Annotated in this window: 18 protein-coding genes; 4 read left to right on the top strand and 14 right to left on the bottom strand. The window is 46.2% G+C overall.

The features are described 5' to 3' along the window. Positions 1-31: 31 nt before the first annotated feature. The 3 genes from ACXACM_RS08795 to ACXACM_RS08785 all read right to left on the bottom strand — a co-directional run bounded on the left by ACXACM_RS08795 (position 32) and on the right by ACXACM_RS08785 (position 8,018). Entirely contained in the window at positions 32-448 is a 417-nt protein-coding gene (locus ACXACM_RS08795) for a Dabb family protein (RefSeq protein WP_474821153.1), read from the bottom strand. A gap of 125 nt (positions 449-573) precedes the next feature. Continuing rightward, on the bottom strand, positions 574-4,905 hold the full coding sequence (locus tag ACXACM_RS08790; RefSeq protein WP_474821151.1) for an alpha-1,6-glucosidase domain-containing protein: 4,332 nt from the start codon (positions 4,903-4,905) through the stop codon (positions 574-576). A gap of 65 nt (positions 4,906-4,970) precedes the next feature. Then, on the bottom strand, positions 4,971-8,018 hold the full coding sequence (locus tag ACXACM_RS08785; protein WP_474821150.1) for a TonB-dependent receptor: 3,048 nt from the start codon (positions 8,016-8,018) through the stop codon (positions 4,971-4,973). A gap of 360 nt (positions 8,019-8,378) precedes the next feature. On the opposite strand from ACXACM_RS08785, the gene ACXACM_RS08780 reads away from it, so the two are divergent. Together ACXACM_RS08780 and ACXACM_RS08775 are read left to right on the top strand one after the other, a co-directional pair. Then, on the top strand, positions 8,379-9,530 hold the full coding sequence (locus tag ACXACM_RS08780) for a PepSY-associated TM helix domain-containing protein (RefSeq protein WP_474821149.1): 1,152 nt from the start codon (positions 8,379-8,381) through the stop codon (positions 9,528-9,530). 9 nt (positions 9,531-9,539) lie between these two features. Next, on the top strand, positions 9,540-10,091 hold the full coding sequence (locus ACXACM_RS08775) for a DUF4136 domain-containing protein (protein ID WP_474821147.1): 552 nt from the start codon (positions 9,540-9,542) through the stop codon (positions 10,089-10,091). Here ACXACM_RS08775 and ACXACM_RS08770 read toward each other — a convergent pair. Both ACXACM_RS08770 and ACXACM_RS08765 read right to left on the bottom strand, forming a co-directional pair. Further along, a complete protein-coding gene (locus ACXACM_RS08770; protein WP_474821146.1) occupies positions 10,088-10,492 on the bottom strand; it encodes a hypothetical protein in 405 nt (134 codons plus the stop codon). The genes ACXACM_RS08775 and ACXACM_RS08770 overlap by 4 nt on opposite strands. Positions 10,493-10,615: 123 nt before the next feature. Beyond that, entirely contained in the window at positions 10,616-12,094 is a 1,479-nt protein-coding gene (locus tag ACXACM_RS08765; RefSeq protein WP_474821145.1) for a catalase, read from the bottom strand. Between the two features lie 322 nt (positions 12,095-12,416). On the opposite strand from ACXACM_RS08765, the gene ACXACM_RS08760 reads away from it, so the two are divergent. Next, a complete protein-coding gene (locus ACXACM_RS08760; protein WP_474821143.1) occupies positions 12,417-13,160 on the top strand; it encodes a PEP-CTERM sorting domain-containing protein in 744 nt (247 codons plus the stop codon). A gap of 222 nt (positions 13,161-13,382) precedes the next feature. Here ACXACM_RS08760 and ACXACM_RS08755 read toward each other — a convergent pair whose 3' ends face one another. Both ACXACM_RS08755 and ACXACM_RS08750 read right to left on the bottom strand, forming a co-directional pair. Then, on the bottom strand, positions 13,383-14,030 hold the full coding sequence (locus ACXACM_RS08755; RefSeq protein WP_474821142.1) for a peroxiredoxin-like family protein: 648 nt from the start codon (positions 14,028-14,030) through the stop codon (positions 13,383-13,385). Between the two features lie 123 nt (positions 14,031-14,153). Beyond that, positions 14,154-15,335, bottom strand: a complete 1,182-nt coding sequence (locus ACXACM_RS08750; RefSeq protein ID WP_474821140.1) for a BaiN/RdsA family NAD(P)/FAD-dependent oxidoreductase — start codon at positions 15,333-15,335, stop codon at positions 14,154-14,156. Between the two features lie 308 nt (positions 15,336-15,643). Here ACXACM_RS08750 and ACXACM_RS08745 point away from each other — a divergent pair, with 308 nt between their 5' ends. Further along, entirely contained in the window at positions 15,644-16,474 is an 831-nt protein-coding gene (locus ACXACM_RS08745; protein WP_474821139.1) for a mechanosensitive ion channel family protein, read from the top strand. A 58-nt stretch (positions 16,475-16,532) separates the two neighbouring features. Here the strand turns inward: ACXACM_RS08745 and ACXACM_RS08740 are convergent, their stop codons facing one another. The 7 genes from ACXACM_RS08740 to ACXACM_RS08710 form a co-directional block, all read right to left on the bottom strand. Beyond that, complete coding sequence (locus tag ACXACM_RS08740; RefSeq protein ID WP_474821138.1) at positions 16,533-19,589, bottom strand: hypothetical protein; 3,057 nt, start codon at positions 19,587-19,589, stop codon at positions 16,533-16,535. 123 nt (positions 19,590-19,712) lie between these two features. Next, positions 19,713-21,113, bottom strand: a complete 1,401-nt coding sequence (locus tag ACXACM_RS08735) for a hypothetical protein (protein WP_474821136.1) — start codon at positions 21,111-21,113, stop codon at positions 19,713-19,715. Positions 21,114-21,229: 116 nt separating this feature from the next. Continuing rightward, positions 21,230-22,795, bottom strand: coding sequence for a sensor domain-containing diguanylate cyclase (locus ACXACM_RS08730; RefSeq protein WP_474821135.1), 1,566 nt, complete (start codon positions 22,793-22,795; stop codon positions 21,230-21,232). A 148-nt stretch (positions 22,796-22,943) separates the two neighbouring features. Continuing rightward, positions 22,944-23,690 carry an SDR family oxidoreductase gene (locus ACXACM_RS08725; RefSeq protein ID WP_474821134.1) on the bottom strand — a complete coding sequence of 249 codons (747 nt, stop codon included), beginning with the start codon at positions 23,688-23,690 and terminating at the stop codon, positions 22,944-22,946. A gap of 45 nt (positions 23,691-23,735) precedes the next feature. After that, complete coding sequence (locus ACXACM_RS08720) at positions 23,736-24,809, bottom strand: phosphotransferase family protein (RefSeq protein ID WP_474821132.1); 1,074 nt, start codon at positions 24,807-24,809, stop codon at positions 23,736-23,738. A 4-nt stretch (positions 24,810-24,813) separates the two neighbouring features. Further along, positions 24,814-25,620 (bottom strand): SDR family oxidoreductase, encoded by an 807-nt coding sequence (locus tag ACXACM_RS08715; protein ID WP_474821131.1) that lies wholly within the window; start codon positions 25,618-25,620, stop codon positions 24,814-24,816. A 1-nt stretch (position 25,621) separates the two neighbouring features. Further along, complete coding sequence (locus tag ACXACM_RS08710) at positions 25,622-26,869, bottom strand: acyl-CoA dehydrogenase family protein (RefSeq protein WP_474821130.1); 1,248 nt, start codon at positions 26,867-26,869, stop codon at positions 25,622-25,624. Positions 26,870-26,900: the final 31 nt, after the last annotated feature.

Below are 26,900 nucleotides of genomic sequence, written 5' to 3'. Positions count from 1 at the left end.
CACGATCTACAACCACCTTAAGTGGCCCGTGTTATGGCGCACTAATAGAATCGTGCACCACTACCTTGTCCCACAGGTGCGCGTGCTCCTCGACAAACTTTACGTGCAGCGGATGGTTTTGATAAGTGTCCTGATCGGCAACAGAATGAAACATCATCAACTCAGACACGTGAAAGCTGTTATCAATAACATCTCGTTTCAACGTTGATGCAGGCAAGCCAACGTGCAAGCTGGCAATTTCAGGAATGGCAGTCAGACTTCTTAAGCCACTGATAAGCTTATCTCTGTCTGACTCTGAAAACGGGTTGCGCAACCAGAAATACACCATATGCACCACTGCCGGTAATGCACCACTATCACAAGGTGTACTGTTGGCAGAAGCCGGTAACACTGTCGCAGCGCCCAGTGCGCCAGTTGCCATCAAAAGAGAACGCCGTTGTTTATCCATAGAGCATGTGTCCTTATCAACATGGTCAATCAAAATAGCAGTATTACTTTATAACGGATTAAGCGCAAAAAAAACCGCGGTCAAATGCCGCGGTTTGGGTTTATATCTTACACAAGCCTGTGTGGTTATTTTAACGTAACAGTAAGTACAGGGGCGTTGCCATCTGGCCCTGTTACTGTGAACTGGTATTCACCAGAAGTCGGTACTTCCATCACCAGATTGTTATTGCTGCCACCCAACACTTTTTCTTCACCTACTATCACCATGTTTGATGCCGCATCGTTGGGGTTCCCCAAATTCACCGTTGCCCAGTCTTCCGAGGCGACTTTAAACTCAACGGTGCCGGCGCTTAAGGAAACATCGGCTGTGTACACGCCTTCACCAAGGTAGGTAAACTTATCAGCCACACCCCAACCGTTCATCCCGCCGCGAACAAACACCTCTGTGCTGCCCCAATACGCCTCTTTGAACACACCTATGGTAGGGGCGTTCATGTCTGACGTGTCGAAGACAAACACATAGCGATCGCTGTCGGTGATAGTGAGCACCAGATTATCGTTAGTGGCCGCTATACCCAGTGTTTGACCAGATGTAATGTTTCTATCACTGTCGTCACCAGACAACGCGCCAAAGTTCACTGTACTCCAATCTTCAGAAGCCACCTTAAACTCATAAGTACCGGGTTCCATGTCTCTGGCAAAGGTATAAACACGGCCCCCCTGATAGGTAAACATTTCATCTGTGCCCCAGCCATTCATGGCGCCGCGCAGATAAATAGACGTCCCTACGTAAGGCTCTTCATTTTCTACTGTGAGTACAGGTGCTTCACTGTCTGATGCATCTACTGTAAACAGATAGGTGGCATCAATAGTCGGCGTAAACGCGAGGTTGTTATTGGTTCGTGCTAAGCCTTTTTCGACGCCTTCCATCACTACACCATCGTCACCGTCTTCGGCACCAAAGTTAACGGTAGACCAATCTTCCGAGGCGAATTTAAAGCCGTATGTCGTTCCACCCGTTAGCGCAACAGCCACGGTATACACGCCATCTCCCTGGTAGATAAAGGCATCATCAGTACTCCAACCGTTCATATCACCGCGCAAGTAGGCTACCGTATCACCGTAAGGCACCACATCGGGTGCGCCTGCTGTTGCATAAGACGATAAGCCGTAACCCTGGGCGCCGGATTGCGGTTTTTCAAACACAGCAATGGTCATGGCTGGCACAGTGAAAGTACCATTGCCATCTTCACCTTCAGCAAAGCTGGCACCGCGCACCACACTATCTACAGAAGCAGCCTGAACGCTGTGCAGCATAAAGCCAGAAGCGGTATTTACAGTAATCGACTTTTCTTCGTACCCCGTGTTCACCAACACCATGAGCGCATCATTCATCATATCCAGATCAGCACGACTTTCTTCACTGTCTGGCACGATTCCGTCGTCAATACTCATGGCGATGAGCCCTTTTTGTTGACGACTGCCAATGTTGTGAAAACCCACACGGTCGATGATGTCTTCTGCAGTTGTCAGGCGGAATAATGGGCTCGACATGCGAATAGACAGAAGTTCGGCAAATACATCTGAGGCAAACATGATGTCTGACATAGACGCTGACCGATCCGGACTGTAAATGAATTCGCCCATTTCAGCCCAGCGATCTTCATTTTTATCAGCAATAGGCAAACCCACATTCCAGTTATTGGTTTCATATGTAAAGTCTACAAAATTGAACCAATCGCCAGAGTCATAGGAATCTCTGTCCATGGACTTGGAACGCAGCATGTCACCGCCCATTTGCAGGAAGGGAATACCTTGAGAGACCAGGTTAATGCCCATGGCAACATTTTGTGCCCGCACCCGCTCTTCGAGGCTAATGTCGTGGGGCAAAGTGTAGTTTAGCTGATCCCACAGAGTCTGGTTATCGTGCTTAGAAACATAGTTGATAATGTCAGCCGGATCTTCGGCATAACCACCCAGGTTGCTGGTTGCGCCTGCCGTACCCGCTGACGTTTCGAGAATGTAATCTTTGAGCGTACCAATCATACCCATCTTCACCCGATCCTGATCGCTTAACAGCGCGTCTGAATCTGGTCTAAAGATATTCCCCTGACGAATCGCCTCGCGAATGCGGTCGTTGTAGGTACCAATTTCCGTGCCTGCCATATTGAGCTGGTTTGCCTGCTCGTAGCCACGGTCAATTTTGGTCCAGCCTTCGCCGTAGAAGTAGTTGTCTGCGTCGATAGTTTGCACAGCGTCGCGCAAACGCACCATGGTATCGCGGGTCGCCTGACTCATGATGTCAAAACGAAATGCATCATACTTGTAATGCATCGCCCACATCATCAGTGAGTCCTGCATAAACTTCTCCATCATAACATTGCGGGGTTCGGTATCTTCGCAACAGGTTTCCCGAACGATAGCACCGGTGTCTACCTCGTAACGATGGTAATAGCCAGGTACCACCTTATCGAGCACAGATTTCGAGAACACACTGGAAGCATTGGTGTGGTTGTACACCACGTCAAGGGCTACCCGAAGGCCCAGTTCATGCAGAGCCTGGATCATAGAGCGCATTTCTACAATACGTTCAACGCCTTCTGCACTTGAGGCATAGCTGCCTTCCGGTGTATTGAAATGGTGCGGATCGTAACCCCAATTAAACCCGTCTACGCCGCGCATGTCGTTAGTCAACTGCTGTGCTTTTGCCCCTTCCGCTAACGGGTCATAGCTGTTGTAAACATCGATAAGCATCGCTCCGGCGCTTTCTTCCTCGCACACAGCTGCATCGGCATTTAAGCGGCACAAGTCGCCAACAGTGTCGTACAGACCAACAGTTTTTGTCGGGTCTTCATCAATGGTGGCGATGTCATTTGCAGGTAGAATGTGGAAATAGTTAAGACCAGCGTCCACCAGCTTTCGTAAGTGCTCTACTGGTGCCGTATTATCTTCTGTAAATGCCAGATATTTTCCGCGATTGGCTTCTGAGGTTGACATGTCACGAACACTGAAATCCCGAACATGTCCTTCATAGATCACCGCATCTTCCGGGTTAGCAATAGCTGGAATAGCATGGGTATCCCAACCGTCCGGTTTTAAGTCTTCATCGTTTAGGTTAACGAATCGAGAAAAGCGGCCATTGGTGGTGACTGCTACTGAATAGGGGTCTGTCACAAGGAGTGTTTCCACGTTCCCCGTAGACGGATGATAGGCTGTAACTTCAAAGCGGTATAGCTGGCGATCAAATGACATATCGCCCTCGTAATACCATACGCCAGAGGTATCGTTTCGCGTCATGTCATAACGCTGTGCCAGGGTTTTGTCATCGTTGTAACGCAGTAGTGAGACGCTTTGAGCAGTAGGTGCCCAGAGTGCCATGGTAATACCTGCATCTGTGTAAATGACGCCCAACTGCGCTTCATCAGCGTCATCTTCACCCAGGGTATACAAGGCATCAATGGCGTTAGCGATCTGAATACCTGTGGCAACCACTAACGCGCCATCTGCGTCGTAACCACCAACTACCGCCTGTGTTGTCAGTACTGTTTTGGCGTCGTCATCTGACCAATCGCCTTCCCATGCAGTCAATGAGGCAAGGTGCGGCGCTCGCGCCGTTTGTTCTTCGCTGAGCGTTGTAGGCATGAGGGTCACTGCAGTGCCATTAATGCCTGATTCTAAAGACGTCTCTAATTCAGCTTGTGCAGAATAATGCAATTTCACTTCAGCAACATTATCAGGCACATTCCACAATATGGTTTGAGCATCTAACCAATGCGCGCCCAGCCCTTCAATGGCCACGGGTTGTGGTCCTAGTGATAAAATGGGAAATTCAAAAAGAGTTGGCTCACCAGATAAGGTGAAGTTCATGCGCACAAAATCAGCATCGTCCTGAATGAGCGAGCCTTGAAAATCGCCGCCGCCCATTTCTTTACCCGCGTCATCAGTGCCTTTGTGAATAATAAAGTTATGGCAGCTTCCATAGCCTTCTTTGAGTTCTAATACCCAGTAGGCACCATAGTTTGGGTCGATTCCGGTATGTACCCGGCCATTTGCCCAGTCAGTGTCGGCATCAGCGTAGGCATCGCAGCTATCATTGTTCCAGGTGTGTAATCGCCAGCCTTCGTAAGCCGGGTCGCTACTACTGTTATCTGCATCCACCGAGGCGCGATTGTAATAAAGTACCGCTTGGTTGGCAGACGGCGTAAATACCGGCTCTGGCAGTGTTGGATCAGCGCCAACCACACAAGCATCGTTGGTTTCATTGGGTACGGTAGGTGCATCACACTGAATAGGTGGCGGCGCTTCGCAGAATTCGCCAGTGGGATCTGGCAAATTGGGGGCTGAGCACGTAAGTAGGTCGTTGGAGCCCGACTCTACACCAGAGCCCCCACATGCGCTAAGTAGTAATGCAGCTGTAATGAATACAGCCATTTGCCATATCCGTAAGCGACTAAACATAGTTTTCTCCTGAGTATTTGCGTGCTGGTGCACTCGCCCTGCTTGTGTTGTTAGGATGTGTTTTTTCATAGTTGGTATGTCATCCCCAGGTAATATTGCGTGCCAAAGAACTGGATAGTGCCGGTTTGCTCAACGGATGAAAAATAGCTCTTCGTGGGCTCATCGGTGAGGTTGTTTATTTGGAATAACACGCTCCAGTTATCGTCTATTTCATAAGAGGCCTGGTAGTCCATTACCAATTCAGAATCGAAATTCACCACCTGATCGTTCACTGCCACTTGCTGGGACACAAAGGCATCGCGATACCGGGTAGAAAGCCGGGTTTCAAACCCTTCGTATTCCCAAAACACGGTTAACGTGGCGACGTTTTCTGACAGCCCTGGCAAATCAGAAGCATAAACGCCATTGCCCAGCACTCGCTGTATTTCACTTTCGGTATACGAGAAGCTGGCGTTCATACCCAGCCCAGACCACATACCAGGTAACATGCTGTAAATTTGCGTGTATGCCACTTCCAGGCCGCGAACATAACCGCCTTCTGCATTGTTTACCGCAGTGCGATAGCTGCCATTTTCCGTAGGCACGGTAACGAAAATCGGAGCCCCGTTTTCATCTCTGGCCAATTCAGATTCCTGCCCGGAAAACTCGGGGGCTAAATACACGGGCACTTGAATGGAATCAGGAATAACAACACCGTTGGCTTCAAAATCGTATGGGTCAATCTCGATATCTTCCACAAAGGACTCAATGTCTTTGTAGAACCCGGCGATGACTAACGCACCGTCTGTTTCACTAAAATAGTACTCCCAAGACACATCGTATTGGGTGGCATAAAAAGGCTCGAGATACGGACTGTTACTGGCATTACCATTTACTCTTGCGGTAGGCGTTGACAGTGTAATTTCGCCCGAATCCCTGTCTTGCAGCGCCGTCACCACTTCAATGTTAGTGGACGCATTCGCCGCAAACCGGTTAATTGGCGCTCGGCCCATGACCTTTGCAGCAGCCAGTCGCAATTGCGTATTGTCGGTAAACTTGAAGTTCAGGTTGATAGAAGGAAGTACATCGCTGTATTCGTGGGTGAGGAAATCAGGACGATAAAAGTTGTTGATAAGCCCGGCTTCATCAACAATATTCTGTGCACCTGCCGTAGGGTCGCTCACCTCTACGGAAACACCAGTTTCCGGGTCAGTTAAGGTTTGGGTAGCTCGTTGCAGTGTAGTGGAGCTTTGCTTACTTTTCACATAGCGCACACCCACATTTCCCGTAACAGGAATATCGCCCACTTCGGTGTTAATATTAGCCATCAAATAGGCTGAGTTTACCGTTTCAAATACATCACCACTTTCCTGTAACGTCCAGGCTGAAGACGGGCCCGAACCTGGGCCATTGATCACTCCCGCAGCACCAGGCCCCCATGTTTGCAAAGGCTCTGGTCGGCCATCGGGGAACCAGGTATTGAGCGCACGATCTAAATTAATGGAGAGATAACTGGGGAAATAAGCAAAGTCACCCTGCCAATCCACCACTTCCACCATGTCGTTGGTTAAACGCAGTGGCGGTTCGCTAACTGAAAATGCACTGTCGTTGCCGTATTCAAATACCGAACGATCGTTATTGTATTCCCTGTCTGAGTAGCGATACCCAAATTCAAAGCCGGTTATTACGGGTAAGTCGACGTAATACTGGAAATCAATTTTATAAGCATCCAGCTCGTCTTTGTTTTCATAAGGGTAAATGCCGTATTTGCTCACCATTACACGATCGACATCAGAAAAAGCATCGGTCTGGCTAAAGCCGATATCAGGTAAATTGAGTCCGTTTAATAAATAGGAAATTTGGATATTTTCATCAAAAACCGGTGTATCTGCTGTGGCGTCTTCCGCTACCAGTGACCACAACAACCCGTTTCGAAAATCACTTTTTGCGGTAGAGCGGGAAACGTCAAACTGCACAGCAAAATCAGGGGTAATTTCCCACGCTGCGTTCACCCCTAAATTGACAATACTGTCGAAATCCTGATTGTCATCGTTTACTAATTCCACGCGCGTAAAGCTGCTGTCGGTGCGAGAAAACGTGCCACCGACAACATTATTATTGACGACAACCGGATTAGTTATTCCTGCATTCACGCCCCCTAGTTTTACCCGAAAACCACGGGCAAATTCTTCTGAATCAAATTTAGAAACAAAGGCATCCGCTTTTAACGTAAAGGTGTCAGTGGGCGCCCATTCAAACGCCGCGACATAACCATCCCGGGTTTCTTCACCGCCTTTGTGCTGCATTTCAAAACCCTCAGAAATGTTTTCACACTCAGGACAGTTTTCCGGCCCATCCGTATCTCCCTCAACCATATCGACATCGACATTGCCGTTATAGGCAAGGCCAATGAATTGCGTTGATACGCTTGGCTGAAATAAACGGGCATAACCCAACGATACGCCTAAGGTGTCGTCAAGGAATTTACCTTGGTACGAGAAGCTCAGACGGTGGCCATATTCTTTGGCATCGGATATTTCTGACGCCCTGTCGTTGTACATACCGCGAACATTGGCACTGAATTTATGCTGTTCCTCCATCGCTAACGGCGAAGCCGTTCTTAGCTCAACGGTACCGGCAATACCGCCTTCAATCAGCGACGCTTTTGGCGATTTATAAACCGCTGCTTCACTGATGAGTTCCGATGGATACTGGTCAAATTCAATGGCTCGACTGCCGCTGGTAGAGACCTGCTCCCTGCCATTGAGAGTAGAAAACACAAAGTCGCCAGACAAACCACGAATATTTATCTGCGCCGCCTGACCGCCGGTACGCACCGCTGAGATCCCTGGTAATCGGGTTAATGCATCTGCCATGGAAACATCGGGCAAGCCACCGAGATCGTCAGCCGATATTTGCTCCGAAACGGTATCGGAGAAACGTTTTTGATTTAGCGACTGAATAAGACTGGTACTGAAACCTCTTACTTCAATACGCTCATACACTTCGCTTTCCTGCGCTTGCGTTTCATCGGCTGACGTTTCGTTTGTTTGTGCAAGTGCTGACGACATACTCACCGCTAGGCCACTGCTCACCAACGCTGCCATTATTATGCTGGGTTTAAATGTTTTCATTTGGTGTCCCATTCCTGTTTTTTATCGACATTTTCGTGGCTATTCCCGCCTTAAAACGCCATTTATGGTTCCACTACAAATGTTACATTTTTGTTTAAAAAGAGAGCAATGGCTTGCATACGTATTCATTAACAATATGAAAACATTTAATAAACATACGTGAGTTTTATGTGGCCCGTCATTTTATAAAAATCATAACCGACTGATATTTAGATATTTTCATCAGGTGCGACAATTTGTCGCATTGGAACGGGAGGTGTAATGAGACAGACTGCGCCGTTTATTGTTGCTGTTTCTCTCGCCAACTGACTAGATTATCAATGCTGCGCGAGCTCATGCAGACCTACAGGTATTCATTTCATGCCAAATTGGCGCAAATTACACAGACGCATTCATCTTTATCTGGGTTTATCTATTGGTGTTGTCTTCGTTATCATAGGCCTGTCTGGTGCGTTTCTGGTGTTTTACAACGAACTGGATACAGCACTTAATTTACCCGAAGTTGAGGCAAAGCCGACCGTCGCTGATTACGACACTGCGCTCACGACACTGCTTATTGCATACCCACAAAAGACACGCTCTTGGCGGTTTAAAGTAAACGAAATAACCCCCTACATTTCGGCCCGCTATTATCAACCCGAAGAAACAGCTGATGAAGACTTTGCTCCTATGATGGTGTGGCTGTCTAAAGACGGTAAACACATTCTCAGGCGCGATTTCTGGGGGCAATATTTTGCAACCTGGATGTACAATCTGCATTTTCGCCTTTTGGCCGGCCCCAATGGCGGCATTGTGGTGGGTTACGTTGGTATTGGTTGCACGTATTTACTCATCAGTGGGCTTTGGGCTTGGTGGCCTAAACGTAAACAGTGGCAAAAGCAGTTGCGCATAAGAAGCACCCAAAATACGGCGGTAAAACTGTATGATTGGCATAAAGTGGCAGGTCTTGTCACAGCGCTACCCTTACTATTGTTGTGTATTTCGGGTGTCATGCTTGCGTTGCCAGAAGAAACACGCACTATTGCCAAGCCATTACTCGGCCCTGCAGATTCACCGAATATCACTCCACTTGCTGAACATAACAACTCCTTTATTTTACCATCCAAAGCGCTGCAAATTGCTTTAGCGCAGTTTGACAACGCAGTGGGCGCGTGGATAGAAACACCAGATAAAGAGGGCGCAAAAAACTATTATCGCATACGAGTTCAATTGCCTGGCGATCCTTCCCGGCGTTTTCCCCACACCTATATTTACATTGATGGCGCCAGCGGGCAGCTACTGGAAATTTTCGATTACTATGAACAGGGGAAGCTCAACACCATGATGAACTGGCTTCATCCGCTGCATGACGGCACTTTGTTTGGCATTTCGGGCAGGCTTTTTTGGACTGTCAGTGGTGTAGCCGTATTCATATTGTTTGTTCTGGGTGTAACCAGGTGGTGCTACCGCAGAAAACGTAAAGAGCGATCCATCCCAGTGAGAACTCACGTATACTCATCAAGTTCTAATTAGTGAGAAACAATGATGCAACGGGACTATTTATCAAGGTTACTGGCACTGACGACACTGCTTTTTGTCATCTCTGGCTGTGCGTCAAATAAACCTGAAATTAATATCAGTGAAGAACAAAATTTTGCTGACATCGACACCTTCTACGTTCAGCCTCCGGTAAATGTGAGCAATGAAACTATTGCCAATCACATGCAAACGTCGATAGGAAATATCCTCACTAGCAAAGGCCTTCGTTCAACAAATCAGGATGAAGCGGATGTCACTGTGATGTTTTACCCGTCTACGGCTAAAAAAGAAGATGGTAAATCGATTAGTTTTGGTTTGGGAACCGGTACTTTTGGTCGCTCAGGTGGAATTTCATTAGGCAGCGTATTTAGCGTGCCTGTGGGTGAACAGGTAAGCCAATATCAGAATTTGCAAATTGATGTGGTTAAAGACGGGCAATTTATTTATAGCGCGGTGGGCAGTACTGAGCTAGATGCAAAAGATAGTATTACTATCCAGAAAAATCTTACTGAACTAGTGACCTCTTTACTTGCACCATACCCTGCAAAACCCTAAAAACTTTCAATGACCGATAGATACTGGTCTTGGTGGAAAAAAATAGGCGGAAACTGCCTGTAAGACCAATACAGGCCTTTACTCTTCTTGCTTTTATCAGAGCGATACGGATTGCTCCAATTGCCCCAGCAAACGAAATCCTGAACACGGGTAATTTCTCCAGTTACAAACCAGCATTCTGGTTCCCCGCAATCACAAGCCAGAGGAGTAAACGCTCCCTTATCTTTCATTAAAATAGCACGCAGTTCCCCTGACGTGATCACTGATGTGTAAGCGCCATTGATAGTATCTGAAAACTGCGCCTCATACTGCCGGAACATGTCTAACAGCGGTATGCCGTCGATCAGAATGTCAACAGCACCTTCATAAACTTCAGATGTTGATGGTACCAAACCAAGCACATTCACTAACCTTGCGCTCCAGAATATTTTTTTGAACCTCAATGGTGCCGTATTCGCAATGCCGGTGCTACAAAAAACGCAGTAGAACAGCCTACTGCGCTTTTGAATTTTAATTAGCTGCGACTAACTTTTAGACGCAATCGCAGTTCGCACCATCAGTCCGTACGCCGGATCAGCCTGATCATACTGACTAAACATAGCTTCCTGAACATCTGACGTTGCCTGGCTCAAGCCGTCAGCAATATTGTTCACAAGTTGGCGCTTTTGATCATCTGACATTATGCGGAACAAATCGCCTGCTTGAGAAAAATTGTCCTCATCCTGAATATCATGTACATCCAACCATGCATCTTCTTCCAGTGGCATAGCAGGCTCAGCAGCGCTTTCGACTTCTGCTGGCGCACCATTCTCACTCCGATTATTTGGATAGAAGTTCGCTCCACTTCCAGCCAGAGCGGGCTGAATACCTGCAAAAGCCCCATCGCGCTGATAGTTATGAACCGGGCATCGCGGTGTATTTACCGGAATTTGATTCACATTAGCCCCCACCCGGTAGCGATGAGCATCCTGGTATGCCAACAATCTTGCCTGTAACATTCTGTCGGGAGAAGCACCAATACCGGGAACCAAATTGCTCGGCGCAAAGGCGGCTTGCTCAGTTTCTGCAAAATAATTATCTACATTGCGATTCAGCTCCAACTGCCCCACTCCAATTAACGGGAAGTCGCTGTGCGGCCATACCTTCGTTAAATCGAAAGGGTTAATACGATAAGTCTTCGCCTCCGCTTCAGTCATGATTTGCACATTTACCGTCCAGGAAGGAAAATCACCGTTGTCGATACTGTCGACTAAATCCTGCTGCGCGCCGAAAGCGGGCATACGGGCAGCTTCTTCGTTGGTCAGTGTTTTAATACCCTGATTGGTTTTAAAGTGCCATTTAACCCAGAATCGTTCACCCTGCTTGTTCCAGAAACTCAACGTGTGTGAACTATAACCATTAACGTGACGATACGATAAAGGTATACCTCGGTCTGACATCAAAATAGTCGACTGATGTAACGACTGAGGGTTATTCGCCCAGAACTCATAAATTGCCTGTGGATCTGGCAAGTTGGTACGCGGGTTCTTTTTCTGGCTGTGAATAAAGTCGGGGAACTTGATCCCATCTCGCAAGAAGAAAACTGGCGTATTGTTGCCGACCATGTCCCAGTTACCCTGTTGGGTGTAGAACTTTACCGCAAATCCGCGAGGGTCGCGGGCATAGTCACTGGAATCCTGACCGCCACCCACAGTGGAAAAACGCAAAAATACTGGAGTTTGTGCGCCTTCTTCCTGCAAAAAATCAGCGATGGTGTAATCAGACAAGCCGCGGGTTACGGTAAAGGTACCGTAAGCGGCACTACCTCTGGCGTGTACTACTCGCTCGGGAATACGCTCGCGATTAAAATGAGCCAGCTTTTCAAACAAATAGTGATTGTCAAAGGTAACTGGCCCACGGCGACCCACTGTGCGACTTTGATTATCTGATGCGACTGGTGCACCGTTACTGCTGGTTAATGGTACCTGGCTATCGATTTTTTTAGAAAAGGGACACTGACTCATAATACATTCCTTAATATAAGTAAGCTGACAAGTTAATCTTGCCAGTCGATTATTTAAGGTAATTATGATTGGAAATATTAATTTAAAATAGTGATATTAATCTATCATCTTAATCAATATTTACGATGAAAGGGAAGTAGATCATTTTGTAACTCCGAAAATACTGTCAAAGAATTTAACACACTCTCTACAAAATTTTTAAAAAAAATCGTAAACCAATGTTTTTAAGTGCTTTTTACGCTGGTACAACATTTGCTTAAACCAGTTTGAATCAGTGATTATACTTAGATTTAAGATACTGTAGATTAATTAAGGAACAATTATGAAAAACGTTAAATTAAAAAGTTTTGTATTTGGCGCTGGCCTTTGCTTGAGCACCTTAACTCAGGCTGCACTCGTAGATCTAAGTACATGGTCTGCTGAGGGTGCAGGATCTTGGTCTTTGCAAGCTGGCAACGACTCTGTATACCAATCTATAAATGGTGACCCAACCGTATTTTTCAGTGGTGTTGATAGTCAAGGATTGTCTTTATCAGGGGAGATAACTGTTCAAACCTCAAGTGATGACGACTTCATCGGTTTTGTCTTAGGTTACAATGCAGGAGATTTTAATAATGCAAACGCTGATTATTTGCTTATCGACTGGAAACAAGGCAATCAGACATTTTATGGAAGCGCAACTGCAGGCTTAGCTATCTCACGTATTACTGATGTCATGGACGTTTCGTCATTTTGGAATCATGGTACAACGACAGGATTCGAGGAATTGCAACGGGGAACGACATTAGGCAACACTGGCTGGAGTGACAATACAACTTACTCTTTCGACCTAGTATTTACATCGTCACTTGTTCAGGTATTTGTAGACGGTAACTTGGAATTAAATGTCGCAGGAAGCTTTGCTGACGGATCATTTGGTTTTTATAATTATAGTCAGTCAGATGTCCTGTATGCTGGCATAACAGAAGATATTGCACCTCCTCAAGCCAATGTGACTGAACCGGCTACTTTAGGTATTCTCGCTCTGAGTAGTATTGGTTTGCTAGGCTTCCGTCGTCGCAAATAACTCATTAAAAGATAATATCAAGTTAGATTTTTCTTTAATCATATAGAAAGGCATCGTTTTCGGTGCCTTTTTTATTGGTGGTTGACCTGTCAGGAAGACAGTAAATACTCACCCATTTCATGCATAAAGCACGAGACTTGGTGTAGTTTCAGTAGAGGACACTTATCATGACAAAAAATGCAAACAAAAACACCTGAAATTACATGTAAATCTATTGCGTTTTTAAATAGCTTTTAGCGCATTAATGATATCATCAGGCTCCGAGCGGGTTCTGTAATCCACATCCACATATCGCCATATAACCTCTCCATTTTGATTTAACACAAAGGTCGCAGGAATGGGCAAAATGGTGGCATTCCCATTGTTTATTTCTTGCAAATCGAGGCCGCGATCTTTGCGCATATGCTCAAGCAAAAATTCAGGTACTTGCCATGCAACGCCGTAACTTGCAGCGACTTTTGCGTCTTGGTCAGACAAAACAGTAAAAGGTAATTCACTAATCTCATGAGCGCTAAGGGTGCCATCAGGTCGTTCTGGACTAATAGCAATCAGCTTGGCTCCGAGGGAGGTAATATCATCAATACGTTGCTTTAAAGCGTTTAATTGTAAGTTGCAATACGGGCACCAACTTCCACGATAAAACGTGAGTACTACAGGCCCCTGCTCTAAATAATCTTGCAGTGAAACTTGCTCACCAGTGGGAGACGGTAAAGTAAACAGTAGCGCTCTTTCACCCACCGGCAGCGCCAATTCACCTTGCTGCAAGGCTTTCGCTTTTTCAATTTCTTTATCTACACCAGCCATAAAGTCCGGGTTGTTCTTTCTGCCGGCATCAACTTTGGCTTGGGTTTGAGCTTTTAAAGATTTCATTGTTTATGCATTCCTGTGTGGGAGAAAAAACTCACTGTCATGACTTTTTTCATACATTAGCACTAACTAAAACCTTAGCTACATGAAAGAGTGGGATGGATAGACTTTTAAGGTCAATAACTATTACACCACCTGCCCCGCTGCCCAACCACTGCTCCACGCCCACTGGAAATTAAAGCCGCCGAGCCAGCCGGTGACATCGACCACTTCACCAATGAAGTAAAGCCCATCGACGTTTTTCGCCATCATGGTTTTTGATGAAAGTTCGTTGGTATCTACGCCACCAATGGTGACTTCTGCGGTGCGATATCCTTCAGTGCCGTTGGGTTGTATTTCCCAGTTTTCCAGGGTGAATGCAATAGCACCGCACTCACTGTGAGATAACTGTTTTACCGGCACATTTCGCCAATTGTGATAATCGACCAGACTTTGCACCATGCGCTTGGGAAACACTTTGGCTAAACAGGTTGTTAAAAGCGCGTCTGGCGTGTTATTTCGTGCGGTTTGTATAAGTTCTGCTGCATCTTCATTGGGCAGTGTATTGATACTCAATGTGTCACCAGCTTGCCAATAACTGGAGATTTGCAGCATCGCGGGGCCGCTCAAGCCCCGGTGGGTAAAAAGCATGGCTTCTTTAAATGTGGTGTCATTACAACTGGCGTAAACATCTACAGCGATACCACTGAGTTCTGCCAGTGTTTCTTTATCTTTATCATGCAATGTAAATGGCACCAAGGCCGCGCGGGTGGGTAAAACATTCAGCCCAAACTGCTCGGCAATCTTATAGCCAAAGGTTGTAGCGCCCAGTTTTGGCATACTGAGGCCGCCAGTGGCAACAACCAAAGACTCGCAAGCATATTCACCGCTTGACGTGGACAAAACAAAACCGCTCTCGGACTTTTCCACCTGCAGAATATCGCATCGCGTAGTGATGGTGACGTCGGTTTTTTCGCACTCTTTTAGTAATAAATCGACGATATCTTTTGCACTGTCATCGCAAAAAAGCTGCCCTAAGGTTTTCTCGTGATAGGCAATGCCATATTCAGCAACAAGGCTGATAAAATCCCACTGGGTGTAGCGACTCAGTGCCGATTTACAAAAGTGAGGGTTCTGCGATAAAAAGTTTTCGGGGCCCGCATACATATTGGTAAAATTACAGCGACCACCCCCTGACATGAGTATTTTACGACCCACTTTTTTTGCGTGGTCAAGCACTTCAACGCTACGCCCTCGTGCACCAGCCTGCGCTGCACAAAACAATCCAGCGGCTCCCGCTCCTATCACCACAACATCGCATTTTTTCACCGGGTTACTACCTTTCCCATAACCATTATTAAACGGGGTATTATAACATCAATCATGTTCCGATTGATGGGATAAACTCGGTTCTCTCCCAGCCTACCGTAATAAATTTACATACCTAACAGAGTACCAGGTTTTCAGAAAGGCCTGTTTTTTCATGATTTTCTCTCATTCTTTAGTCCAAAAATATAAATTTTAATACTTTTTAACAATACTAAACAATGTGTCGTTAGCTTATAACTACCCACCAAGCTGAGATATTACGCAGCAGTCCATTCATTCACTTGTTGATTAACAGAGGAATCTACACCATGGAAGATTTCATCGCGTCATTAGACGTAAACCAATATTTGCCCGGCGCGCTTGCATGGGCAACGAATATCCTACTTGCTTTACTTATCCTTATCATTGGGTTATGGGTAGCTGGTAAGGTTTACAAACTCATTGTTTCTATCGCCAATCGTCACCCGCAGTTAGACGATACCCTATTCAAGTTTTTCGGCAGTGTGGCTAAGTACACGATTCTGGCTTTTGTAGGTATAGCGGTGTTAAACCGGTTCGGCGTACAAACAGCATCGATTATTGCACTGTTAGGTGCCGCGGGATTAGCTGTTGGCTTAGCGCTGCAAGGTACACTATCGAATCTGGCTGCCGGCGTTATGCTGCTTATTTTCCGCCCGTATAAAGTGAACGACTTCGTTGATGCGGCAGGCAAATTTGGTAAAGTCACAGAAATTGACTTGTTCACCACTATTTTGCAAACATTTGATAATCAGCAAATTATTATTCCAAACAGTCAGATTTGGGGTGAGCAAATCGTGAACCATTCACACCATGAAGTACGCGGTGTAGACATGACCTTTGGTATTGCTTACAACGAAAATACCGATGCTGCTCGAGCAGTTATCGACAAAGTACTGGCTGATCACCCACACGTACTGAAAGATCCGGCACCATTTGTTGAAGTATCTACGCTCAACGACAGTTCCGTTGATTTTATTGTGCGCCCTTTCTGTCACGGCGAACACTACTTCGATATCCGTTTCTCAGTACCTGAGCAAATTAAGAAAGCCCTGGACGAAGCTAACATTGAGATACCGTTCCCACACCGCAAAGTCATTGTGGTTAACGAGAACGCTTAATAAATTAAAAAAAGGAAGCCGATTGGCTTCCTTTGTTGTTCCAGCACAATTACGTCATTCATACGATAATTGTTTTTTCTTCACCGTTAGCATTGCTCAACGTTATAAGCACTTCAAATACACTGTCTTGTGCCGCAGATAATTGAATCATGTACATCAGGCAAAGTGTTCGACTGTTTATACCCACCAATTTCAAACCAATTCGATTAGCTATGTCGTCCATAACATCTGCAACTGCAGATTTAGCATCCAGCCAATACCCAAGCTTTTCGTCGAATGTTTTGTTATGTTCTTTAACTTTAGCTAGAAATTGCTTTTTATCATCCATTGAGGCTTGATTAAGATCGCCGATACCTTTGGTCGACTCTGCTACCTCGCGAAGCGTAGGCCCCAGTTGTGCTAGCGAATAAACAGCTTGCAAGGTTGTCACCAATCGCTTAATGCCAAGATCCCAGCTCTCATATTCCTTCTTATCATCTTTTACACGAAAGCTATCACGATACTTCTCGAAATCCCGTTTTCTTTTGAATCTGTCTTCTATGACATTTTCCACATAGTAATCTTTGAAAGTTTTGTCATCTTCGTATAAGAGCAACCACTTGTACGGATGATCTTCATACATACTGCCGTGAAGCTGACAGATTTTCTCTAACTGCTCTCGACTTCGCGCATAACGCACTGAATTAAATTGAATTTGTGTTCCAAGAACCGTAATGGCATTTGGGTCAAGATTTAACAGTGCTTCAAATGCCGTATTACCAGGCCGCAACTTTATACTCACTACACTACTTGAAGGCGTAAACTTCTCCATGGTAAGTAATGCCTTGTAACGCTCTATTGCTTTTCTTACCCGGAGATCTGACACGATAGGCTGAATGCTGAGAGAACTAAAATCGCAACCTTCCTGTGATTTGGATAAATCCAGTGATGCTAACAATGCATATATTTCAGTAGGTGTATGTAGCTTGTCATCTGTGTTGATATAACTGAAACCAATACTACCTGATTGCTCAGGTGACATGGCTTGGCGAACTACATCATAGGTAAGGTTGAAAAGGGTTTTTCTCGATTCCCCCAAGCCTTCCGCGCTTGCTTGCCCCTTAAACTTGTAGGCAATAGATATACAGCCTGTAGGGTCTACATTAATAACCAGATCTCTGGTTACATCAATGACTTTCTTCATTTGAACGTCAAAGATATCTACGGTTAGCGTTGTGGTACTCTTTTCAAGGGCTTGAAGTTGCGTAGTTCGTTCTATTATCGTGAGCCCTCTACCGTCTAACTGATACAGCAAATTAGCAGCTTTCTTTTCATCACCCAGTAAGACAGCGCGAAGGAAAAGTTGAACCAAGGGGCTATTCTCTTCTTCTATAATCGCTGTATATCCAAGCCCTATTGAGTCTGTCGATTCCCTGCTATTCTCCATCTGTAGTTTGAGTTTAATAGACGCAGATTTTTCCAGTGCCTTTGTTACTTTAGATTTAAAAGTGTTGTAGCCGTCAAGAATAATGGAAAGCTTCGCTGCAGTTTCGGTATCTATCGTTTTAACTGCTGTTTTAACCTTCCCGCCCAATGTTTCTAACGGTTCAAAAAAAGGTGCTAGTTTATCATTGAGGTCACTTTTCAATTCATCTAACTTTTCACTCGCCATCCCTTTTAAATTCGAGATCGCCTCAGATAACGCTTGCTCTGCATGCTCTGTAAGTATTGATGTATCGATACCAGAATCAGGCTCTAGATTTACTGCAAAGCGAGACAATAACTTCTCCAGCAATTTTTTAGCTTGCTCATTGCTATCGGTGGTGAGTGATAAAGGTGTTTTATCAAATTCCTCCTGTAACGTTTCAAGCAACAAGCTATCAATCGTATCGCTGGCTGTCGTCTCACCAGTCACTAAGGTAAAAATGCTTTGCATCCATTCCTTATCCGTATCAAGCTTGCTCTCCAGTATCTCCTGCAAGGACGTTGCAGGGTTCTGGTATTCTTCAAGGAAATCAATTACTTTATCGGCGTCATCAAATAGCCTTTTCACAGTACCTGAGGCAATTTTATCCAGCCCTGTAATTTCTGCACCTGCATTGAGAGTCAACACAGTTGAGCTGCTATCTTTTTCGTTTAGCAGCACTTCAAGGACCACTTTGTCGTCAAGGTTTTTAGTAAATCGGACCAGTGTGTCTCCCTTTTGAGAGACCTCCCGGGCGAGGGACACTCCAAGGCTCGATGCAATATCAACATCTGGCGAGCTATCTTTTCCATCTGCTGAAAATTCTATTGATTGACCTAACGAAACGGTTCCTTTGACCGTCATGGAACCTTCAGCTCGAACTTCAACTGCACAATACCCTTCCTTGCGGCTACCGGACACCAGCATCGAAGATAAATCACCAACGGACCAAAATCTTACAGGGCGCTTGTACATCTGCCACAAAGCACTGCCCAACTCTTTGTCACCTTTCACTCTAAAATATGTGTCTATTTCAACGCTTTTACTTCCTGCAACAGACGCGCCCACAGAAAGAACGTTAAGAGTGGCATTTCCTCCAAGCTCTATCCCTAAACCCGCTCGAATATCCTGATTGATCACCTGATAATCACTATAAAGCGCCGCAACAGATGCATCGCTAGGTTTATCACTGAGGGGAGTCAGATAGATTTTCTCTTCCTCAGCACTCAATACCCGAAGATTGAATGCTGTATCTCCCTCTACAGATAAGTACATTGCGCCTTCACTTCCAGAAGAGTCGAGTTTTTTATCAAAATCGATCTCTTTTTCAGTAATTGAAGTTGTGTCATTTACACTGGTTGTAAACTGTTTGATTAGCGACAGCGCTCGCTGAAACGCTTTATATTCATCGCTCTCCTTTATCTTCGATTGCCGTTCTTCTGATAGGGTCTGGATAAACGCTTCTAAAGTGGTCTCTGTCGACGTTGCTACGGCATTGATACTTTCACTGTTTGTCAACGTGACAATGCTTTCATGCAACTTTTTGAGTTCTTCCTCCTCAATAGACAGCTCATCGTCTCCAAGATAATTTATCAGCGCAGTTAACAGTGCAGGGGCTTGGAGCTTTTCAGGTAAGGCATTAGATAGGGATGATATTTTTAAGGTACTCAAAGTAAATCCTCTTTACAGTTGGTTAAGTTGTGATTAGCGCAGTACCGCAGCAATCCCGCTACGCTAGAAGTGTTAGTTATTAAAATAGCAATTAATTCAGAGCCTTATTATGCACTGACCGGGTTAATACAACCCCACCGCTTTGCGCAGCACAGCTAAATGTTCATTGTCAGAAGGCACTTCGGCACTTTTCCAGTAGGCCGTGTGGGTGAAGCCATCTTTTACTGTTGAATAATCCAAAGCAATTTCTTCAATGGGGGTTTTGGATATGTCGCTGGGAGGCGTCATGGTGCCATTGGCCACGTCAAACGCCTCAAAGCTATAGTTTCGGCTTACCGGCCCTGAGATTAAATCGCCCTTGATATAGCCGTCGTGTGGCATGTAAATATTCGTCCACTTTACTGCCCCGAATACTGCACCGTGATGCAGGTAATATTTATCATCGCCACCGTAATACCAGGCACCGTGCTCAGTGAGCGGCGGAGAAGTAGGTAGCTCTCTATCCAGCTTGCGCTTTTCAAAGTTTTCCTGATTTTTGTAAAGCAACACATCGGCATAGGTGAGTGGCGAACCCAGGGTGATAAAATCTGAAATCAGCCAGTTGTTGTCCGGGTCGTTGTCGGTAAGTGAACTGAAAAGTTGTCGCTGAGTTTCCCAGTACGTGTCAGCATCGAAAGCTTCCGTACCACAGCTTTTGGCAAGCTCTGTTAACCCGTTGCAATGCTCACGCGAGGCTTCGCTCAAGGGGGTAGGAACGTCGTTATGATCTTTAAATTTATTATGCCGAGCCCACAAGTGAGTAAGGATGTCATAGGCCACATAGGAACCTAAACTATGCCCCACAAGCACAATTCTGTCGTAATCACCGGTTTGATGAATGCGCTCCAGTAATTCAACACCGCCTTTTCGAATGGCTTGTCTGATGGCTATGTTGGCAGGTTTTGCCTGAATGTAACGGGCCACATCACCAAAATAATGGGTGAAGAAGCTGCGGGCTTTCGACACAAGGAACGCCCAACCAGCACTGGCTGCTGAGACAAACGTCAGGGTCAGGCCCGACAGATCATCCGAACTACTTGCAATATCACGCCACCACAATGCGAGAAAAAAGCCGAAAATAATAAGCCCCCACAGGATAAACCAAAGTGGCTTTAGCGTATTGGCATGGTTGTCATAGCGGCTTGGTAGACAGAAAAGTAACGCGCTGATCCAGCCCCAAAAATGCTCCCATTTAGTGCCTACCGTTCGGTGAGCCCAGTAGTACTCAAAAAAGTCTGTGCGCTGAACGGGTTCTTCTTTACCGCTGGCTTGTGGCCTGTCTGTGGTAAGCCGTCTCTGCTCGAAGGATTCACTAACTGAACTGGGCTTGTTCCAAAAGTGGGGAGAGGTGAGGTTTGGATCCTGCTTCCAAACATGGGTAACAAATTCGCGAATGGTATCCATTGGGCGTTGCTCACCCATACCGTGAATTACCACTACTGCCTGCTTTTTCGCACTATTTGCGTTAGCTGATGACGTCGCCATTGCCTGTTCCCTTTAGCAAAATTTATCCTGCTCTGAGCAACTGGCAAGTACTACAATCAATTTTGTTTAAATATCAAACAGAACCCACGATAAGTCAACGAGTAATTTCAGAAAATTCATGGTACTAAAACACTTCGGGACGCCTGTTTATGTTCATACATGTTGGCATCAGCTTTTTGTAGCAAAGTTTGAATACTATGATGGGGCTTATCTGCTACAGAACAGCCCACACTGGCGCTCATACGCACACTACCACCTTCGGTATTAAGCATGAAAGACTGACATTGGGTCTGCAGTCGCTCAAATAAACGTCGTGATTGCTGCCGATCCCGGCTGTGGCTTAGCACAACAAACTCATCACCGCCAAAGCGCCCGATAAGGTCGCGTTCCCGACACACAGATTTAACACTCGCTGCGACTTTCTTCAGCATCGCATCGCCCGTTGCATGGCCATACCTGTCGTTTACATCCTTAAAGCGGTCTAGATCTATAAACAGCAGCGTAACAACGCCACCTTCCCTGGCATGTCTGGCGAGCATTCTATCGGCCGCCGTTTCCCATCCCCGACGATTAAGAACCGGACAAAGACTGTCGTAACTGGCATCACGAAATGCACGGGTTCGGTCGATATTTAACTGGCGCACCTTTTCAGATACCGCTACTGCCAGCAAAATTGCCTCGATTGTGACCGCAATGACCAAACCATAGCGGTGTAGAAAAGGGCTTACATCATGAAGGTAGAGACGCAGCAACATAGAAAAAAACATCAACACCAGTGAAATAAGAACCAGAGTTGCGGCAGGCACACGCATTTTGACGGCGTATGAAGTGGCCGCAGTAATTCCAATAATTCCAGCGAGCGTAAACATCCCCATTATACTGCTGTAATGCAACGTGAGATTCTCGGGTAGCAGGATCTGTAACACAGCTAAAGCCAAAACTATCGAACCAACCGAGCGGAGAAGGTGGAAAAATGGTTTGCGTAATAAACGGCCAAGATCCAAAAGGCGGATAATAAACCCCATCGCCGTAAATACTGTGAGCCCGGCAAGGAATAATTTCAGCCTTACATCGTTTGCCCACACAATTCCTGGCAGGACGATGTTCAACATGCCTTCCTGAGCAAAAAAGAACAGGCCTGCCGACCCAACATACGCACTATATGCGTAAAACCCGGCATTGCGCATACTGCGCCCTAACACCCCAACGAATATAACCAGTGCCAGACAAAAACCCAAAAAGCCACTCATCATCAGCAAGTGCATGTGTTCCCGGTCGTAAAAGTCAGATAGCGAATCTAACCGTGGACGGATAAAGCGGCTTCGTTGCACGTCGAGAATCAACTCTACATCGTAGTCACCCACTGGCAGTAAGAAGGCTTTGCTAGCACTATTTAACACAGGAAACTCTTCGCCCGTAGAGCTGTTAGCTATGGCATTTCTCGCAACGTCGAGTCGAAAATTAAGTACTTCCTGTACTTTTAAGTGACAATGCAGAAGAACGCGATGCTCGCCCTGGGAAACAGGAATAGAAGGTGGGAGAGATTCCTTTGAAGTCGAAGTAATACACCCCGCTACGACATGGTGAGGGAAGACGTACAACAACAAACAAAAGCCAATACGAAACCAAACTAAGGGCATGGCAGGCACTTTATGTCGAGCCAGAAAATACGTCGCTTTCATAGTACTACTCGAAACGATCTTTATGTTTCATAGTACTCATTAGGCACTTAAAAATATAATACTATTCCAGCATGAGGAACGCGCCTTTAATAACTTTCTTACTGCTAGCGCTGTACGTCAAAATAGCTTCAAGTGTTTATATTTCAGGCTAGCTCATTTTCGCAATTACGCTTTGAGGCACTATGCGTAGAACCCAGTGCAGCAAGGCCCACGGCCAGGTCGGAACATAACTGTTGGCTTTTTCTTTGTTAATGGCTTTCACCATAGCCTTGCATCCCGTTTCTGTATCCACGATGAAAGGGACTTTTTTAACTTTTTCATTTATCTCACTGCGGATAAAACCAGGATGAACGCAGCTAACTTTAATGGGCGTGTTTCGCACATCAATGCGGATCCCTTCTGACAAGGAGGTAATGGCTGCTTTTGTTGCTGCATACACTGTCATCGCCCGTCTAAAGCCGCGCACTGCACTAATTGAAGAAATTGTCACCAGGTGTCCGTGATCCTGAGCACGAAATATAGCCATTGCCGCTTCGCATTGCGCTAGTGCCGCAACAAAGTTCGTCATTGCAGTTTGCCGGTTAGCCTCAAAAAAGCCGGTTCCCACCGATGCACCTTTTCCCATTCCCGCATTCACGATGACTCTGTCGATTACGCCAAACTCATCTTTAAATGCTGAAAACACCCGAAACACAGAATCGTGATCATTCACATCCAGCGCCCTTACCGATACTTTAATGTCAGGGTTAATTTGCAGAAGGGTTTGCTGCAGATCAGTTAGTCTGTCGACCCGTCGAGCACACAACCCCAAGTCGCAACCCTGCCTGGCAAATTCCAACGCCATTCCGCGCCCTAACCCAGAGCTTGCTCCGGTAATTATTATTGTTTTTCTCATGTATATTCTCTTCGTTTATCACTTAAATATCACACAAATAGCTAACTACAGCAATTTGCCATTTATTGCACGCTGACATCGCCACAGCAGGTAGTGGACAAATATCCAAAAGCGCTTAAATGCCGGGTTTCGCGTCTGCTTATGGTGGTATCTATAGTAAATTTGCTGTGCGATAACTGCGAGACGAAATAACCCATACACCTCATAAAAACGAAAATCCCCGATGTCTATGGCCATTTTGCGCGTATATCGTTGCACCCATTCCTTACGGGATATCATGCCCGCTAAGTGCGTGGGCTGACGTCGCGTAGTCTGAGCGAGAAAGTCATCACCGGGTTCAACCCAGTATGCAAGGGCATTCCCCACATCCATCAACGGGTCACCCAGTGTGGCGAGCTCCCAATCCAGTACCGCTAGCGGCCTGGTTATATCACTGGGATCAAGCACAATATTGTCAAAACGAAAGTCGTTATGGGTCAGACAAATGGTTTCTCTGGCCGGCATGTTTTCTTCCAGCCAACGCATCACTTTATGACCTGCGGGAACGTTCCAGGTTTTCGCTTTTTGATAACGGGAACACCAGCCTGTAATCTGGCGTGCAATGTAGCCTTCCCCTTTACCCAGGGAAGCTAAATCCGCCTGCCGAATATCAACCTTGTGCAAGGCTACGAGACTATCGATAAGTGCGTTGCATAAAGCTTCAGCTTGCTGTTTTGATACTGACACCTCACGGGGAAAACGATTGCGGGGAATAATACCCGCTATTTTCTCCATGACGTAGAATTCACTGCCCGTGCAACTGCTATCATCACAGAAGCCAAGTACAGACGGAACCAGTGGATACACTGGCTTTAGCGCCTTTTGCAAACGATACTCCCGCCCCATATCGTGTGCTCCTTTTGCTTTCGTTCCCGCCGGCGCACGACGCAGAATAAGTGAACTATCAGGGTAAGTCAGTTGGTAAGTCCAGTTAGAAGCACCACCTGAATATTGGCTTACATCCGGTAGCGAATTGCCAAAGTGACCAACGTTCTGTTTTAACCACTCATGCACCGCGGCGACATTGAGAGCTTCACCTTCACGAACCTTTCCAGGACGATCAATAGCACTTTCTGTCATAATGTTACCGCCCTATTTGACGAAGTCTGCGGGTTAGCTTCGCCATCATTTTTAAATAGTAGTTGGGAAATAGCCGCTTTATTCTGAATGCCTTAATCCCTTCTTTATGGGTTAGCAGCATGAACTGACCACTTTGCACACCGCGATAGGCAACATCTGCCACATTCTCGGCAGTAACGCTACCACGTTCCAGCAGTTTGGTGACTACACTTTTCATTGCTGGGTTAGCGCTGCGCACAGACTCATCGAGATTGGTTTTAAAGAACCCCGGGCATAGAACACTCACACCGATATTTGCATCAATCAGTTCCAACCTGAGGGTTTCAGAGAAACTAACGATAGCCGCTTTACTGGCATTGTAAGATGCCATCATTGGCGCAGCTGTGATCCCGGCTTGTGATGCCACATTAAGAATGTACCCGCCTTTTACTTTGAGCAGGGGTAAAAAAGCCCGGGTCATACGCACAGCACCCAGCACATTGATTTCCAGTACCCACTGCCATTGGGTGATGTCTTCTTCCATCAACGCGCCGGCAGTTGCAACGCCAGCATTGTTGATGAGTACATCCAGTCCTCCCCATTGCTGTTGTATTTCTTTCGCTAAATCATCAACTTCCGTATCGCTGCATATATCGCAGTGAAAATACTGAATATCCCAACCTTGACTAGACAGTTCTTCCTGTACAGCCTTTCCTCGCTCGTCATGGATGTCGACGATGACCACCTGTGCGCCTGTTTGTGCCCAGCGTAACGCCATTGCTTTGCCCAGCCCGGAAGCAGCCCCAGTTATCAGTACTTTTTTCGATTCCATGTTATTGCCCTGCCTTGTTACCCAACTGTGCCCTGTACTTCTTTACTTCCAGTCGGGACACCATGGCTTTGTGCACTTCATCAGGACCATCAGCTAACCGCAAAGCTCTGGCCATCGCTGCGAAACCTGCAAGGGGGAAATCAGCGCTCATACCCGCCCCACCATGTAATTGAATCGCCATGTCAACAACGTCCTGCAGCATGTTGGGCACCACAACCTTGATAGCAGAAATTTCCGTCATGGCCGCTTTTACTCCCAGATTATCAATTTTCCATGCCGCATGAAGGGTTAGCAGGCGGGCTTGATCGATTCTCATCCGCGCTTCTGCAATGCGCTCAGTGTTGCCACCCAGTTGAATGATAGGTTGCCCAAATGCTTTTCTTGTCATCCCCCGCTGGATCGCAAGAGCAAGAGCCCGTTCAGCAGCGCCGATTGCACGCATACAATGATGAATTCGCCCTGGCCCCAAGCGCCCCTGTGCTATTGCAAACCCTTTTCCAAGCCCTGCAATGACATTGTCTGCAGGCACAGTAACATTTTGCAAATGCATCTGCCCGTGACCATGAGGGGCATCGTAATCGCCGTAGGCGGTCAGCATACGGGTTATAGTGACTCCCGGTGTGTCCAAAGGGACAAGTACCATGCTGTGACGGGCGTGCTTGTCAGCAGAATCATCAGACAATCCCATCACAATTGCAATTTTTGCATGGGGATGGCCAAGACCAGTTGTCCACCACTTTGTACCGTTAAGTTCTAGCTTGTCGCCACGCTTAACAATAGTAGTCTCCATGTTCGTTGCATCTGAAGAAGCTACATCAGGCTCGGTCATCGCGAACACAGAACGTATTTCTCCAGCCAGTAATGGTGTCAACCAGGTATTCTTTTGCTTTGGAGAGCCAAAATGATAAAGCACCTCCATATTTCCCGTATCCGGCGCATTACAATTAAATAGCTCCGCAGCCAGCACACTTTTCCCCATTTGCTCAGCCACTGGCGCGTAATCCAAACACGATAGTCCCTGACCCAAATCTGCATCTGGTAAAAACAGATTCCACAGATCATCTTCTTTTGCCTGCTTTTTTAGCGCTTCAATGTGGTTGTCTACACGCCACTTCGTCCAGTCGCCATGGCCGTTTTCCCTGTGGTTTCGCGACATAATTTCGGCTTCCACGGGCAACAAATAGCGCTCGATGAAGGTTCCTACTTTTTCCGCATAATATTTACTTTGTTCAGAATGAGAGAAATTCATCTTAAATCCTGTAAACGAATGTTAACGCAGT

The organism is Alteromonas sp. AWQ4_252 (assembly GCF_056158205.1).
The sequence above is the reverse complement of the archived record's forward strand: the minus strand, read 5'-3'. Positions and strand labels throughout refer to the sequence as shown.